Raw genomic sequence first — 14,476 nt, 5'->3', positions numbered from 1 at the left:
CAAGGCGGGTAGTCTGTCGGCAAACTACACTTGACAGGACCGCTGATGCCCTTCGCCTTTGCCGACACATCCGACGACGCCATTCCCTTGCATGTGATCGGATCCGATGATCTGGATCAGCAACTGGCAGACCTGCCGCCTATGGCCAGCGCCTGGGCCAAGGCGCAGGAATTCAAGGGCACATTGGGTCAGGTCCTTTGCGTGCCAGATCAGACGGGCCAGGTTGAATTGGCGCTGGTGGGATATGGCACGGTGGAAAAGCGTGCGCGCGGCCGCTTCCACATGGCAACTGCGGCAACCAAACTGCCCAAAGGCACCTACCAGATTGCAAACGGTCTGGATCAACCCGATCTGGAAGAGGCGGCATTGGCCTGGCTTCTGGCGGGCTACAGCTTTGACACCTATCGCAAACCCAAAGGAGAGATTGCCCAACTCGTCGCGCCGGATGGCATTCATGCCACACGGCTTGAAATCATCGCGGCGGGCGAGGCGCTGACCCGCGACCTGATCAACACGCCCGCCTCTGACATGGGGCCAGATGAGCTTGAATACGCAGCCAGCGCGCTGGCCGCGGATCATGGTGCGACGCTCAATGTCATTACAGGCGATGATTTGATCTCATCCAACTTTCCGATGATCCACACAGTCGGGCGCGCCTCCGTCCGCGCACCACGTCTGCTGGATATGCGCTGGGGCGATGCAGGCCCGCAGCTGACACTGGTCGGCAAGGGTGTCTGTTTCGACACCGGCGGTCTGAATATCAAGCCGGGCAGCTCAATGGGGCTGATGAAAAAGGATATGGGCGGGGCCGCCACGGTGCTGGGCCTTGCCCATATGATCATGGGGCTGGGGCTGAAGCTGCGACTGCGCGTCCTGATCCCGGCGGTAGAAAACAGCATCGATGGCAATGCCTTCCGCCCTCAGGATATCCTCACATCGCGCAAGGGTCTGACGGTCGAGATCAACAATACCGACGCCGAAGGACGGCTCGTGTTGGCGGATGCTTTGACCCTGTCAGACGAGGATGAACCGGATCTGGTGATTTCCATGGCCACCCTGACCGGGGCGGCGCGTGTGGCGGTTGGGCCGGACCTATCGCCATTCTACACCGACAGTGACGCCCATGCGGATGCGATCATGCAATCGGGCCGTGCTGTGGCTGATCCTGTCTGGCGGATGCCGTTCCACGAACCCTATGAGAAAATGATCGAACCGGGGATTGCCGATCTGGACAATGCGCCTTCCGGCGGGTTTGCCGGATCCATCACGGCAGCCCTTTTCCTGCGTCGCTTTGTCGAAAGCCCCTATATGCATTTCGACATCTACGGCTGGCAGCCAAGTGCCGCCCCGGCCCGGCTCAAGGGTGGTGTCGGCATGGGCGCCCGCGCCGTACTGGAAGCCCTGCCAAAGCTGTTGGACCTGTGACCGACCGCCGCCTGACACCGGCCAACGCCCGCTTGGCGGCGATGCATCTGGCGGGGCAGGTGACGACAGAGAAGTTCGTTGAGGGCTGGCCGATGATGCTGGCCTTTCCGGTCACGGATCTCTGCGCCAGCCCTGGCGGACCGCGCGACCGGCAGTTGCTGATCGGGGCAATTGTGACCGTGTTCGAGGATCATGAGGGCTGGTCATTCGTGCAAGCGGCGGATGGTTACGTGGGCTACCTGCCCTCTGGCCGCCTGATCCAGCCCGTTCAGGCAACACATATCGTGTCCACCTTTGCGATCCACGCTTATGAGGCCGAAGATTTCAAATCACCCGCGCTGGTCGCACTACCCTTTGGGGCGCAGCTCACCGTGGCGGATGAACGCCGCAAATTCTTTGAAACCAACTTGGGCTTTGTGCCCAAAAGCCATCTGCGCCCGCTGGATAAACCTTTCACGGATCCAGCCACCATCGCGCAGCTGCATTTCGGTGTGCCCTATCTATGGGGCGGAAATTCCACCCGGGGCATCGATTGTTCCGGTTTGATCAGCGCCAGCCTGAACGCATGCGGCCTACCCTGCCCTGCTGACAGCGACATGCAGCGCGACGGGCTGGGCCATGACCTGATCGAACCGTTGCAGCGCGGCGATCTGATTTTCTGGAAAGGCCATGTGGGCATGATGGTGGACGTCGAGACACTGATCCACGCCAATGCGCATCACATGGCCACGCGATACGAACCCATCGATCAGGCCATCCTGCGGATCGAAGCGCAGGGCGACGGACCTGTTCTTGCCCGCAAGCGGCTTTAGTGCAGGATGCTGGGCCGCTGCGATAGATCGGTCGTGGCGATCTGGGGGCGCAATTCCATCTGGTGCAATGCCAAACCCACCTGAACCGCGACGCTGGTGACCACCGGGGCCACATCTGCGCGCACAAGCAGGGTGGCGATCAGCATGGCATCGTCACGCTCGCCTGTCGCGGCGGTCATGACGAAATTGGCGAAACACGCCTCGTCCGCACCGACGCAACAACAGCCGACAGCATGACGCATCAGGGATCGCCGCCCATGCCGGGCACAGAGGTTAAACAGCATCTCGAACGCGCCCAGCGCGGACCGGCCCCTTTGCGGGCCAAGCGCCTGTGACAGATCGCTCCACACAGCGGTCTGACCGTCAGATCCATCGCACCAAAGGCGCATGTATAAGATCAGATTGGCCTCAATCGGGCTCAGGTCGGCCATATGGCCAACACTCCTGCCGCCTGCGGGCGCTGATACCGGGTTCATTTTGTCAGGATCAGCTTGCCGGCGCGGGTAATGCGTAACGTATAGACCTGTTCGCCCAGCACGATATGGGCCAGATCGCCACCTTCTGTCAGCACCTTGGCATCATAGACGGGCAGGTTTGGGTTAGGCTGATCGGTTTGGGCAGGCATGGTGTGGATCGACATTACAGATCCTCCGACATGCGCGGCTGCCGTTCAAAGAGCCAGGCAAGATCGACATCTTGTGGGACGTCCAGCATGTCCATCAATTGCGCAAGATCGGGTTCTACCGGTTGGCGGTTGTCATCGTCTTTTGGAGTTGTGTCCGGTTGCATCGCCTTGGTGTCCTTTCATGTGTCATGATCGGGCTTCCCACGGCGTGTGCGCGGGTGGCTGGATACACCGTTCAGCATGTGCAAAACAGGCGCATATGTCAATCCGAGTTTTTTTGTCAGGTATAGATTTTTGCGGCGTCTATTCGACCGCCCGGATCAACTTGCGCTCTAACACACGCAGGACCTGGCGCAGGTCATTGCCCCGTTTCAGGATCTGCCCATCCATACCGATAACGGCATATTGACCCTGCTTCAGGCGCAGTTTGGGCCGTTTTTCGATGCGATAAAGCGGGTTCTCGGCCGTCCGGCGAAACACCGAAAAGATCGCGACGTCGCGCAGGCTGGATATGCCATAGTCACGCCATTCGCCCGCCGCCACCATCCGTCCATAAAGCCCGAGAATCACCCCAAGCTCTGTCCGGTGAAATGCAACCTGTGGCGGGGCCTGAAAAGGCGGCTGGGGTTGAATATTCATACCCCAGCGTCACCGCAAATCCTTGGAAAATCAAGCACGCAGAACCACCTGCCTTTGTTATGCCGCAAAATCACCTTTCCTCTGCCTCTGCTGTTACGCACTGGGAACACAAGTGAACGCAATGTTAAGGGCATAGCGAAATGCTACTCCGGTGTTGCGGTCAATAGCCCCCACCCAGTTCGTGACACCGGAGACTTTCGCTTGACCCCCATCACACAATATCACCATTCGCCAAGCCAGTATTTGTGACGGCAAGATTTGTCAGCCGCAGGAGATATCGGTGATCCGGTTATCGATGCCAATGCCGAAATTGATCCGTTCGGGTTGGAAATCCATCGTCACCATATCGCCGGGTCGGACCACACGGACCATGCCAAGGATCAGCACCTTTTCCAGCGCGGTTGCATCCTGACCGATCAGATCGCCGTAGCGGGCGGCGTTGCAAGTATCCTCGATCGTGGGTGGCAATGGCGGGGTCGGCGTCTCTCCACCCGTACAGGCGGACAAGGTCGCGATCAGCCCAATAGGTCCGACACGACGCAGCATCACCCGCAGCCAAAGCTCAGGATGTTGCGGTTGGCGTCCAGGAACACAATGGTCTGCCGTCCCGTGGGCTGACCGGTCCAGACCTCACCATTTTCGATGATGACAAAATCGGCGTCAGTGCGTTGCGCCAGCACCGATGCATTCTGCCCGACCAGATCGTCAAAGGCAGAAAGGTTACAACTGCCGCCGACCGTGGCATCGCCACAGGCCGCAAGCAGCAGGATAAAAGCCAGTTTCTTCATGCAGACATCATCTGCCCAATGCGCGTGGCTTGGCAAGGGCCAAGTCATTGAATGGTTGAAATCGACTGCCCGTTGGCTGATGGTTTTCAGGCAATGATAAGGGAGACGGTATGATGCGGACACGCGCGGCAGTTGCGATGGAGGCTGGCAAGCCTCTGGAAGTGATGGAGGTGAACCTGGAGGGGCCGAAAGCCGGAGAGGTCCTGGTGGAAATCAAGGCAACGGGCATCTGCCATACCGATGAATTCACCTTGTCCGGGGCCGACCCCGAAGGCATGTTTCCCGCCATTCTGGGCCATGAAGGCGCCGGTGTGGTGGTCGAGGTGGGTGAAGGTGTGACCAGCCTGAAGCCGGGCGATCATGTGATCCCGCTTTACACGCCTGAATGTCGCGAATGCGAATACTGTTTGAACCCGAAAACCAACCTGTGCCAGAAAATCCGCAGCACCCAAGGGGCCGGGGTGATGCCGGACGGAACCAGCCGTTTCAGCATGCTGGATGGTACGCCGATCCTGCATTACATGGGCTGCTCGACCTTTTCCAATCACACCGTCCTGCCCGAGATTGCGCTGGCCAAGGTCCGGGACGACGCGCCCTTTGACAAGATCTGCTATATCGGCTGCGGCGTCACCACCGGCATCGGCGCCGTGATCAACACCGCCAAGGTCGAGATCGGCAGCCGCGCCATTGTGTTCGGTCTGGGCGGCATCGGGCTGAATGTCATTCAGGGGCTGCGGCTGGCGGGGGCAGATCAGATCGTTGGCGTCGACCTGAACCCCGGCAAGGTCGAGATGGCCACACGGTTCGGGATGACCGATTTCGTGAACCCCAAGGATGTCACCGGCGATATGGTCGCCCATCTGGTCGAACTGACCGGCGGCGGGGCCGATTACACCTTTGATGCCACAGGCAATGTGGGCGTCATGCGCACCGCGTTGGAGGCCGCGCATAAAGGCTGGGGCGAAAGCATCATCATCGGCGTGGCCCCCGCTGGGGCCGAGATTTCCACCCGCCCATTCCAGCTGGTCACCGGCCGCAGCTGGCGCGGCACTGCCTTTGGTGGGGCGCGTGGCCGGACGGACGTGCCCAAGATCGTGGACTGGTACATGCAGGGCAAGATCGAGATTGACCCGATGATCACGCATAAGCTGTCGCTGGATGATATCAACAAAGGGTTCGACCTGATGCATGAAGGCAAATCGATCCGGGCGGTGGTAGAGTTTTGAACGCAGCCCGGCTTGACGCATTGGCCCGGTCACTGACCGGGCCTTTTGCGTTTTGCGGGATCGGGCTAGCACAGGGGGGCCACACCCATCTTGCAATCGCGACGGCACCGGGGATCAGTGCCGGGCCGGACACGATGTTCCGCGTCGCGTCAATTTCAAAGATCGTCGTGGGGCAGGCCGTGGCGGCCTTCGTCAAGACAAAGGCCACGACATGGCAAACGGAAATCTCCGACATTCTGGGCTGGCGGCTGCGCAACCCGGAGTTTTCCGACACCCCCATCACACTTGGCATGGTGGCCAGCCACAGCGCGGGGCTGACGGATGAGGCCGGATATGTGCTGCCACCGGATGCGGTATTGGCAGAGTGGTGCGCGGCGCAGCCGATCCATCGCCACCAGCCCGGCACATATTTCAGCTATTCCAATCTGGACTATCTGATCCTCGCTGCCGCGCTGGAAAAACTTTCCGGGCAACCCTTTCCCGATGCGGTGAGCCACTTGCTGCCGGAACGCGCCGGCTTCAACTGGGTTGGGATCGATAGCGCGGACCGATTGCCGACCTATCGGCGGGACGATAGCGGATTTGTAGCGCAGATTGATGACACGATTGCACCCGTACCCGAAGGGTCCCATCCGGGGGTTTATTCGCCGCAGGGCGGGCTGCGTTTGTCGCTAAAGGGTATGCTGGCATTGGCGCAGGGATTGCGAAACGCCGATGCAACACCACTGTGGACGCCCGCGATGGGGCCGGGCGAATATGAAGGCGGTGTGTTTGAAAGCTATGGCGCAGGGCTACAGATATTCAACACGCCGAACTTCTACCCCCGCCCCCTGATCGGCCATTTCGGCAATGCCTACGGGTTCAGGGGCGGGGTTTGGTATGATCGCGAACGCGACCTGAGCTTCGCCTATGCGTTGAACGGGCTGGCGGTGGGGGATGAAGATGATGCTTTCTCGGACGCCGAATTGCAGATATGCGCGGTCCTAGCTGACTGGAAAGGATGACCATGGCCAAGGACCGAATGCTGTTTGCCGTGCTGATCGACGCGGACAATATTCCCGCCAAATACGCTGACGCGATCCTGCGCGAGATCACGACCTATGGTGAACCGGCGCTGCGCCGGGTCTATGGCGACTGGTCAAGTGCTGCGCTGAGCGGCTGGAAAAAGCAAGTGGTCGAACTGGGTCTGGTCGCCAATCAGGAAACCGCGAACACCAAAGGCAAGAATGCCAGCGATATCGGTTTGGTCATCGATGCGATGGATATTCTGCATACAGGCCGGTTCGACGGCTTTGTGCTGGTCTCTTCCGACAGCGATTTTACCGCGCTTGCCAACAGGCTGCGCGAAGACGGAGTCGAGGTGATCGGGATTGGTGAAGGCAAAGCCCCGGTCAGTCTGCGCAATGTCTGCAATCGGTTCATCCTGATCGAAAACATCGTCGGGCAGGACACGCCCGATACACCGCCCAAAAAGGCGGCCAAAACGGCGACCACGGAAACGACAAAGCGTCAGCCACCATCAAAGGTGGTGCCGATGGTGATCAAGGCGATGGACAGTATCGACCTGGAAGGGGAATGGTTCAAGCTGGGCCAGTTGGGGCAATATATCACCCGCGCCAATCCCGATTTCGATCCGCGGACCTATGGCAGCGCGAAACTCAGCGATCTTCTGGAAAAGACAGGCAGATTTGAAACCCGCAAGGGACAGGGTAACCACCTGGAAGTGCGTAGGATCGACTAATCCTTGACGCCGTATCGCGCCATGAACATTTCAACCGCGCCATCCACGACCCGTAGTTTTTCAGCTTCGGTGAATTCGCTGGCCATGTTGAAGACCATGCGTGGGAACAGGTCCGCCTTGCACAGTTCGTGGAATTGTTCTGCCGCGAGCGTCTTGTCCTCGATCATCAATTCGCCGCGCGCGATTGCGTTGTCGAAATAGGCGACCAACCGATCGCGGATCAGCATCGGACCGCTTTCGTAGAACTCGCGGCCCAATTCAGGAAACCGGTCGCTTTCGCCGACACAGATGCGGAAAATGCGCTGGCCGAATTCCGATGTCATGAAATCGACCATCTGCCGGGCAATATCGCAAAGCACCGTCTGCACCGGCGCATTCATGTCGATCGACTCGATGGCAGTATCCGCCTGCCTGCAGCATTCGGTCTTGGCAACCTGCATAAACAGGAAACGTTTATCGGGGAAATAGCTGTAAAGCGTTGCCTTGGATACACCTGCAGCGCGGGCGATATCATCAACCGACGCGCCTTCGAACCCGTCGGACAGGAATACTTGTCGGGCGCCTTCCAGCACCTGATCAAACTTCCGGCCTTTTTTGGGTTCTATTGTGCCATCGGGCATCGTGTCCTCCCCTTGTGGTAACGCATCATAAACTGATCGGTTCATTTCGGGCAAGGATATTGCGGCGGTGGGGCCAAAGGGGACGGGGTACCCCACCGCCAGGGGCGCTTACTTTGCGGGTGCGGTGCAAGTTTCGCCCTGAACTGTGGTTGTCAAATCGGTGCAACCCTGTGTCGTTTCCGGTGTCGGCTGGGGTGGGAAGGTCAGGACCGGGAAATCAACGGCGTAGGAAAACGCAGCCGCAGGGGCAGCGGCTGCAAGTGTAGCGGCGGTCAGAGTGGCAAAAAGGATGCGGTTCATCATTGGCTCCTGGGTTGGTGTTATCTCTAAAAACATAACTAAACAGTTCAGTTTAGATTGCAAGGGAAAAATGAACTGATTAGTTCACTTTTTCGCCCTTGCCCTCATCAGGCAATCAGCTAATTTAGAATCATTCTAATCCTGGAAAAACAAATGATCCCCGGACTCGCAAACCGCCGCCGCTTCAAAGACCTGTCAGAGCAGGAAATTCTGGCCCTCGCCATCTCGTCCGAGGAAGACGACGCGCGTATCTATCGCAGCTATGCCGAACATCTGCGCGCGGAGTATCCCGCCTCTGCCGCCGTCTTTGATGGCATGGCGGTAGAGGAAGATGAACACCGTCGCCGCCTTATTGATCTGCACGCCACCCGTTTTGGCGAGGTGATTCCATTGATCCGCCGCGAACACGTGTCAGGCTTTTATGCCCGCCGCCCGGTCTGGCTGATCGAAAATCTGGGACTCGAACGCATCCGCGAAGAAGCCGGACAGATGGAGCGTGACGCGCAACGGTTTTACGAAACCGCTGCGGCGAGTACATCGGACGCCGCGACCCGGAAATTGCTGGGCGATCTGGCGGCGGCAGAGGCCGGACATACCGAAAAGGCGGGCGCGCTGGCTGAAAAGCATCTTGGCACCGATGCGAAATCAGAAGAGGAAAGTGCGGCACATCGCCAGTTCGTACTGACCTGGGTGCAACCGGGCCTAGCCGGGTTGATGGACGGCTCGGTGTCCACCCTCGCCCCGATATTCGCGACCGCTTTTGCCACGCAGGATACCTGGACGACCTTTCTGGTCGGTCTCGCGGCCTCTGTCGGGGCCGGTATCTCGATGGGATTTACCGAGGCTGCGTCGGATGACGGTCAGATTTCAGGGCGCGGATCGCCCTACAAGCGCGGCTTTGCATCCGGTATCATGACGACAATCGGCGGGTTGGGCCATGCCCTGCCCTATCTGATCACCGATTTCTGGACTGCAACCACCATCGCGCTGATCGTCGTTTTCGTGGAACTATGGGCGATTGTCTGGATCCAGAACCGCTACATGGATACCCCGTTTTTGCGGGCGACGTTTCAGGTCGTGCTGGGGGGCGCGCTGGTCTTTGCCGCAGGCGCGCTGATCGGGTCGGGCTAGACGTCGCGCACCATCGTGGTGGACGCATTGAACCCGAAGATATGGCGCAGAATGCCGATCTGTCGGGTGTCGACCTCTTCAAAACCCTCATGAAGATATAACGCCCTCGCACGCGGGTTGGTATCGATGACATCTAGCCGCACTTGCCGGTACCCCCGCACCTTCGCCTCGGCATAGACTGCATGCAACAAGGCCGTGCCAACACCCTTTCCCCGCGCCTCTTCCGCCACGAAAATCCCGTCCATCAGGAACCGTTCGTTTTCCGTGTCGCGCTCCAACGCGCTTAGCAACAGCGCCCTGATCGACGCCCCGACCCAGCCATAGACCTTGCGCAGATCGCGAAACTCACCGCCCACAAGCGCGCCTTGCGCCGTTTTGAACCCCGCAACCCCCAGCAGTTGACCATCCTCATCATGGGCGCAGATCCCGTGATCGGACCGCAGAACGCGGGTGATGAAAATCAGCGCGCGGTATTTCGGCCCCAAAACAAATCCTAGCTTTTCACCAAACGCCTCCCAATACAGGGCGGCGGCTTCGGGGCGGTTACTCTCGGGTATACCTGTTGTGATGATCATATATCAAAACTGCTGAACGGAATGAAATGAACCGGATCGCCCGGGGTGATTTGCTGCGCAGCATCGCCCAGTTCGACAAGCCCAGCAGCCCAACTGAGCCCTGATACCCGGCCCGAGCCTTCGGACGGAAAGATCGCCACCCGCCCATCTTCGATCCGGGCGCGCAGATATTCGCGGCGCCCTTCCTTTTTCGATTTTGTGAAACCGGCGGGTACCATGAACCCCTGCGGTTCGACCCAGTCGCCGCCAGCCAAAACACGCAGCGCTGGTCGGGCAAAGATCAGCGCGCAGACCATCGCCGCCACGGGATTACCGGGCAGCCCAAAAACCGGCGTCTGCTGCCAAAGCCCCAGCGCCAGAGGACGCCCCGGTTTGATCGCCATGCGCCACAAAGCAAGTGTCCCGGTCCCCTCCAGCAAGGCCGACATGTGGTCCTCGTCCCCCGCAGAGGCCCCGCCGGATGTCAGGATCACATCACAGCGTCCGGCAGCATCGTCCAGAATGCCGCGCAGTTTGGACCTGTCATCCGGCGCGCGGCCCAGATCAACCACATTATAGCCCCATGCCGCCGCGACCGCGCAAAGCATCGGGCGGTTGGCGTCAAATATCTGGCCTGGACCTGCGGCATCCCCGGGCTCGCGCAACTCATCTCCGGTGGACAGAATGCCGACACGCAAGGGTTTACGGACCTTAATCTGCCCAACCCCGGCCGCCGTCATGGTGGCCAGATCAGCGGGCGTCAGACGACGTCCGGCGTGCATGATCACGTCACCCGCAACCATATCCTCGCCTGCATCACGCGCGTTCGCCCCCTTCTTCAACGGGCCGTGAAAGGCGATCTGCGCATCGGTCGCGGTCACGTCTTCCTGCAGGATGACCGTATCCACCCCATCCGGCAGGTTCGCACCGGTCAGGATGCGGATCGCATAGCCCGCGGGCACAGCGTGGTCATAAGGCCGCCCCGCAGCCGCACGCCCCGCCACCAAAGGCAGTTGGTTCACACCCTCCGGCGCCAGTCCGGCAAACCCGTAGCCGTCCACCGCAGAGTTCGGAGCGGGTGGATGGGATCGCGCAGCCCGGACATCCTCGGCCAAAAACAACCCCGCCGCCTTGGCAACTGGCCGCGTCTCAACCCCTGTAACGACAGACAGCTGCGCCTTCAGGTGCGCCAGTGCCTCATCCACCGGTGTCCAATGCGCCCCTTGCGGCATCGCAAAGCAATCGTTGCGCAAGGGCGGCGGTTGTAAAGCCACGGCGGCGCGCAGCGTCTCCGCCTCGCCTGCGCCTAGCACCCAGCCCTCGGGGGTTGCATCCACCGCCATCAGCCGGGCCATCTGGTCAGGCGGCAGTGCAGAAAAGGCGCGCGCAAACAGCGATGTCTGCGATGCATCACGGATCGTATGAGGATCAGCGGCAACCAGATCGGGCAGGAGCGAGAAATAGGTTTCCGCTAGGACGATCTGCGCATCCGGGGCTTCGAAAGGCCAAACGCACAGATCCGCGCCGAAGGCCCTGCGCAGGCGCGACAGCACCGGCAGACCCATGATGACCTGCCCACCGACAGCACCGGCACCGGCCAGTTGCCAAGGTGAAAAGCTGCCGGGGATCGCCAGATCCGCCGCGCGTTTTTCGGGCAGGCCATGCCCTGACCGATTACGCCCCTTGCGCGGCAGATTTGCGATGTCACGTTGCAGCCCGTTGAACCAGAACGGGCCAGTACCGGGAAAGCGGGCGTTGATCTCGGCGGCCAGATCGAACCGGTTATTGGCCGTTGGGCTATCCTGCACCTGTTCCTCAAACCAATCCCAAAGCGCCAGCGTATCCTCGGACCCGATCAACTGCGTGGCAAAGCCCTTAGGATAGGCAAAGCACAGATCGAACCCGACCAGCACCCGATGCCCAGCGGCACGCAGACCGGTCAGCGTGTCGATGATCCACGCCTCGGCCAGTTGCCGGTTACGCAGATAGACCGGTGCCTCGGCCGCTCCATGCGCAGCGATGCAGGCCCAGATCGCGTCTTTCACGGCGCGCGGGCCGCGATCATTGCCGCCGGACCAGTCCACCATGATGACGCGGTCGAATCTCACAAGCCGACCTCTGACAGGATGAAATCGGCGATCGCCGTCGTATCGTTCAGGTCAAACACCGGCCGATGAAGATCAAGCGCGGTATCGCTGGCCACCGCGCGCACTGTCTGGTCATCGCGGGCAATCAGCGGATTGCCGGTTTCAGAGCGATGCGCCTCAACCTTGGGATGGCCATCCCGCTTGTAGCCTTCGACCAGCACAAGGTCGACGGGATCAAGACGGGTCAGCAGATCGGCCAGCGGCGGTTCCTCTGCATCCTGGATTTCCGTCATTAACGCCCACCGCGCGCGCGATGCCAGCAGCACCTGCTGCGCGCCGGCAATGCGGTGACGGTAACTGTCCTTGCCGGGCTGATCGACATCAAAGGTATGATGGGCATGCTTCAGGGTCGAAACGCTGAAACCACGGCCTGTGATCTCGGTCACCAACCGTTCCATCAGGCCAGTCTTGCCTGCGTTCTTGTAGCCGACAACGCCATAAATCCTCATAACATCGCCTCGGCTGTGGCCAGATCGTCCGGCGTGTTGACGTTGAAAAAGGCGGCGTCGTCAGGAAATTCAGCCATGCCACAACCATGCCTGTCGGTCCACCGCACCACCTTGCGCAATCCGCCTTGCAACGCGGCCCGCAAATCGTCGCGCAACGCCACAGGCCAAAGACCAAAGGTTGGATGCCGCCCGCCCGGCGTGGCGGCAAGGGCCATGTCAGCCCCAGCCTGTTCAGCTGCCAGCATCAAACGGGGAACCAGATCACAGGGGAAAAATGGGGTGTCTGCTGCGGCCGTCACGATAAGGCTGGCCCCTTGCGTTGCGGCCCAGTCCAGCCCCGCCAGCACACCGGATAAAGGCCCAGCAAATCCGTCAATGCTGTCGGCGATCACGGGCAGGCCCATATCAGCAAAACGGTCCGGATCACCGTTGGCATTCAACGCAAGGCCCGCCACTTGCGGTTCCAATCGCTCAATCACATGAGACAAGATCGTCCGGTCACCTAACCGCAAACGCCCCTTGTCACCGCCTCCCATCCGAGTCGCCTTACCGCCGGCAAGAATGACGCCAAGGGGTTCCCTCATTCACTCACAACCTCTTGCCAGCGCCTTATTTTCTCGGCCAATGCGACCGGTGTCATCCCGCCCGGGAGAAAATCGGCGTCGATAGCGAGCGACTGTTCCTCATACACTCGGATCAGGACACCATTCTGAAACACACGGGGCGGCGGAACATCTGCCCATCCAAGCACCAAGCTGCCAAAATTGGACTCTGATCTCAGTCCCTGCGGGTCCAGCTGAATTGTCAGCGGGCTTGCTTTCCTGCGTTTGAAAGCCACGGGTCCAGTGGCAGCAAGTATTCTGGGCTTCAAATACCGTTCAAACCAGCGCAAAAAAAAGTACCCTGCAAAAACCGCGATAAACTCGCGCGGTGAAATGACTCCAGCAAAGAGCAAAAGCAGCGGAATGAGAAAAAAGGCCACGCGCAGAAATTCGACGGCTAGATGATCGCGAGGTGAACCAAGCCCGAAGCGGCGCATCCGCGCCAAAGCGCGGGCCGGTTGGGTGACGTCATCATAACGGATCGTGACACTCTCGTTCTCACTCATCCCGACCCCTTCCGCCGGCTTTTCCTTGGCTCATCGGCCACCTGTGCCGGGTCCGCATCACGCAGCAGCCGTTCCTCCCCGGCCAGGCACACGAACCGTTGCCCTTTCATCCGACCGATCAGGGTCAGGCCCACCTGCTGGGCGATCTCGACCCCCCAGGCTGTGAAGCCCGACCGCGAGGCCAGCACCGGGATGCCCATCAGGGCTGTCTTGATGACCATTTCGGATGTCAGCCGCCCGGTTGTATAAAGCAGCTTGTCGTCGGCACTTACCCTTTCGGACAGCATCCAGCCGGCGATTTTGTCCACAGCGTTATGCCGTCCCACATCCTCCATATAGACCAAAGGGCGGGCGCCCTGACACAGCACCGTGCCATGGATGGCGCCCGCCTCGAGATACAGCGACGGGGTGCGGTTGATCTGCGCGGCGAGCGCATAGAGGTCGGAAGTCTTCACCTGCACATCAGGCAGCACAACACCCTCCAACCCTTCCATCATATCGCCAAAAACGGTGCCAACCGCGCAGCCGCTGGTGCGGGTCTTTTTCTTCAGCTTGTCCTCAAAGGTCGTGGTGCCTTCGGTCCGCACCACCACCGTTTCCAGTTCTTCGTCGTAATCGACGCCCTTGATCACCTCACCGTCGCGCAACATGCCCTGATTGCGCAGAAACCCGAGGGCAAGGTATTCGGGATAATCGCCAATCGTCATGGCGGTCACAATCTCTTGGCCGTTCAGAAAGATGGTCAGCGGTCGCTCCTCAACCACGTTCAGGTCAACCGCCTGCCCGTTCTGGTCGGTCCCCGTGACAGCGCGGGTCAGCCGGGCCGCCCCCGGTTCCGGGGCGATCAGATAATCAGAAATGTCACCAAGACGCGCCAATTGTCATTCCCTGCCTGCCCGGTTAAGCCTGTC

Annotated in this window: 20 protein-coding genes; 6 read left to right on the top strand and 14 right to left on the bottom strand. The window is 60.0% G+C overall.

The genetic code is table 11. The features are described from left to right. The first annotated feature begins 45 nt into the window (after positions 1-45). Positions 46-1,425 (top strand): leucyl aminopeptidase family protein, encoded by a 1,380-nt coding sequence (locus ACFWW2_RS22575; RefSeq protein ID WP_393932110.1) that lies wholly within the window; start codon positions 46-48, stop codon positions 1,423-1,425. Continuing rightward, the gene (locus ACFWW2_RS22570) at positions 1,422-2,237 is read left to right on the top strand and encodes an NlpC/P60 family protein (protein WP_393932108.1); all 816 of its coding nucleotides are present in this window, start codon (positions 1,422-1,424) and stop codon (positions 2,235-2,237) included. Before ACFWW2_RS22575 ends, ACFWW2_RS22570 begins: the two co-directional genes overlap by 4 nt. Here ACFWW2_RS22570 and ACFWW2_RS22565 read toward each other — a convergent pair. From ACFWW2_RS22565 to ACFWW2_RS22540, 6 genes are all read right to left on the bottom strand, one after another. Next, complete coding sequence (locus ACFWW2_RS22565) at positions 2,234-2,668, bottom strand: hypothetical protein (protein WP_393932106.1); 435 nt, start codon at positions 2,666-2,668, stop codon at positions 2,234-2,236. The genes ACFWW2_RS22570 and ACFWW2_RS22565 overlap by 4 nt on opposite strands. Positions 2,669-2,709: 41 nt before the next feature. Further along, a complete protein-coding gene (gene hemP / locus ACFWW2_RS22560; protein ID WP_393932104.1) occupies positions 2,710-2,877 on the bottom strand; it encodes a hemin uptake protein HemP in 168 nt (55 codons plus the stop codon). After that, positions 2,877-3,026, bottom strand: a complete 150-nt coding sequence (locus tag ACFWW2_RS22555) for a hypothetical protein (RefSeq protein ID WP_393932101.1) — start codon at positions 3,024-3,026, stop codon at positions 2,877-2,879. The genes hemP and ACFWW2_RS22555 overlap by 1 nt, the downstream gene beginning before the upstream one ends. A 139-nt stretch (positions 3,027-3,165) precedes the next feature. Beyond that, positions 3,166-3,501: a DUF2794 domain-containing protein gene (locus ACFWW2_RS22550; RefSeq protein WP_393932098.1), complete on the bottom strand. Its 336-nt coding sequence runs from the start codon at positions 3,499-3,501 to the stop codon at positions 3,166-3,168. A 261-nt stretch (positions 3,502-3,762) separates the two neighbouring features. After that, positions 3,763-4,047: an I78 family peptidase inhibitor gene (locus tag ACFWW2_RS22545; RefSeq protein ID WP_393932096.1), complete on the bottom strand. Its 285-nt coding sequence runs from the start codon at positions 4,045-4,047 to the stop codon at positions 3,763-3,765. Continuing rightward, positions 4,047-4,289 carry a hypothetical protein gene (locus ACFWW2_RS22540; protein ID WP_393932094.1) on the bottom strand — a complete coding sequence of 81 codons (243 nt, stop codon included), beginning with the start codon at positions 4,287-4,289 and terminating at the stop codon, positions 4,047-4,049. The genes ACFWW2_RS22545 and ACFWW2_RS22540 overlap by 1 nt, the downstream gene beginning before the upstream one ends. 113 nt (positions 4,290-4,402) lie before the next feature. On the opposite strand from ACFWW2_RS22540, the gene ACFWW2_RS22535 reads away from it, so the two are divergent. Genes ACFWW2_RS22535 through ACFWW2_RS22525 form a run of 3 tightly spaced genes read left to right on the top strand, consistent with a single transcriptional unit; the run spans position 4,403 to position 7,256 of the window. Further along, a complete protein-coding gene (locus ACFWW2_RS22535) occupies positions 4,403-5,515 on the top strand; it encodes an S-(hydroxymethyl)glutathione dehydrogenase/class III alcohol dehydrogenase (RefSeq protein WP_393932440.1) in 1,113 nt (370 codons plus the stop codon). Then, complete coding sequence (locus ACFWW2_RS22530) at positions 5,512-6,519, top strand: serine hydrolase domain-containing protein (RefSeq protein WP_393932092.1); 1,008 nt, start codon at positions 5,512-5,514, stop codon at positions 6,517-6,519. The genes ACFWW2_RS22535 and ACFWW2_RS22530 overlap by 4 nt, the downstream gene beginning before the upstream one ends. A 2-nt stretch (positions 6,520-6,521) precedes the next feature. Then, positions 6,522-7,256 carry an NYN domain-containing protein gene (locus ACFWW2_RS22525; RefSeq protein WP_393932438.1) on the top strand — a complete coding sequence of 245 codons (735 nt, stop codon included), beginning with the start codon at positions 6,522-6,524 and terminating at the stop codon, positions 7,254-7,256. Here the strand turns inward: ACFWW2_RS22525 and ACFWW2_RS22520 are convergent. Continuing rightward, positions 7,253-7,876, bottom strand: a complete 624-nt coding sequence (locus ACFWW2_RS22520; RefSeq protein WP_393932090.1) for a TetR/AcrR family transcriptional regulator — start codon at positions 7,874-7,876, stop codon at positions 7,253-7,255. The genes ACFWW2_RS22525 and ACFWW2_RS22520 overlap by 4 nt on opposite strands. 108 nt (positions 7,877-7,984) lie before the next feature. After that, on the bottom strand, positions 7,985-8,176 hold the full coding sequence (locus tag ACFWW2_RS22515) for a hypothetical protein (RefSeq protein ID WP_393932088.1): 192 nt from the start codon (positions 8,174-8,176) through the stop codon (positions 7,985-7,987). A gap of 153 nt (positions 8,177-8,329) precedes the next feature. Here ACFWW2_RS22515 and mbfA point away from each other — a divergent pair, with 153 nt between their 5' ends. Beyond that, the gene (gene mbfA / locus ACFWW2_RS22510) at positions 8,330-9,307 is read left to right on the top strand and encodes an iron exporter MbfA (RefSeq protein WP_393932086.1); all 978 of its coding nucleotides are present in this window, start codon (positions 8,330-8,332) and stop codon (positions 9,305-9,307) included. Here mbfA and ACFWW2_RS22505 read toward each other — a convergent pair. The 6 genes from ACFWW2_RS22505 to ACFWW2_RS22480 all read right to left on the bottom strand — a co-directional run bounded on the left by ACFWW2_RS22505 (position 9,304) and on the right by ACFWW2_RS22480 (position 14,443). Continuing rightward, positions 9,304-9,882 (bottom strand): GNAT family N-acetyltransferase, encoded by a 579-nt coding sequence (locus tag ACFWW2_RS22505; RefSeq protein ID WP_393932084.1) that lies wholly within the window; start codon positions 9,880-9,882, stop codon positions 9,304-9,306. The two genes, mbfA and ACFWW2_RS22505, sit on opposite strands and share 4 nt — an antisense overlap. Then, positions 9,879-11,948 (bottom strand): gephyrin-like molybdotransferase Glp, encoded by a 2,070-nt coding sequence (gene glp / locus ACFWW2_RS22500; RefSeq protein WP_393932436.1) that lies wholly within the window; start codon positions 11,946-11,948, stop codon positions 9,879-9,881. Before glp ends, ACFWW2_RS22505 begins: the two co-directional genes overlap by 4 nt. A gap of 17 nt (positions 11,949-11,965) precedes the next feature. Continuing rightward, the gene (mobB, locus tag ACFWW2_RS22495) at positions 11,966-12,457 is read right to left on the bottom strand and encodes a molybdopterin-guanine dinucleotide biosynthesis protein B (protein WP_393932082.1); all 492 of its coding nucleotides are present in this window, start codon (positions 12,455-12,457) and stop codon (positions 11,966-11,968) included. Continuing rightward, on the bottom strand, positions 12,454-13,041 hold the full coding sequence (gene mobA / locus ACFWW2_RS22490; protein ID WP_393932080.1) for a molybdenum cofactor guanylyltransferase MobA: 588 nt from the start codon (positions 13,039-13,041) through the stop codon (positions 12,454-12,456). The genes mobB and mobA overlap by 4 nt, the downstream gene beginning before the upstream one ends. Then, positions 13,038-13,496 carry a hypothetical protein gene (locus ACFWW2_RS22485; RefSeq protein ID WP_393932078.1) on the bottom strand — a complete coding sequence of 153 codons (459 nt, stop codon included), beginning with the start codon at positions 13,494-13,496 and terminating at the stop codon, positions 13,038-13,040. The genes mobA and ACFWW2_RS22485 overlap by 4 nt, the downstream gene beginning before the upstream one ends. A 65-nt stretch (positions 13,497-13,561) precedes the next feature. Further along, complete coding sequence (locus ACFWW2_RS22480) at positions 13,562-14,443, bottom strand: formate dehydrogenase accessory sulfurtransferase FdhD (RefSeq protein WP_393932075.1); 882 nt, start codon at positions 14,441-14,443, stop codon at positions 13,562-13,564. Positions 14,444-14,476 lie beyond the last annotated feature (33 nt).

Source organism: Yoonia sp. R2-816, assembly GCF_046762905.1.
Taxonomy (GTDB): domain Bacteria; phylum Pseudomonadota; class Alphaproteobacteria; order Rhodobacterales; family Rhodobacteraceae; genus Yoonia.
The sequence above is the reverse complement of the archived record's forward strand: the minus strand, read 5'-3'. Positions and strand labels throughout refer to the sequence as shown.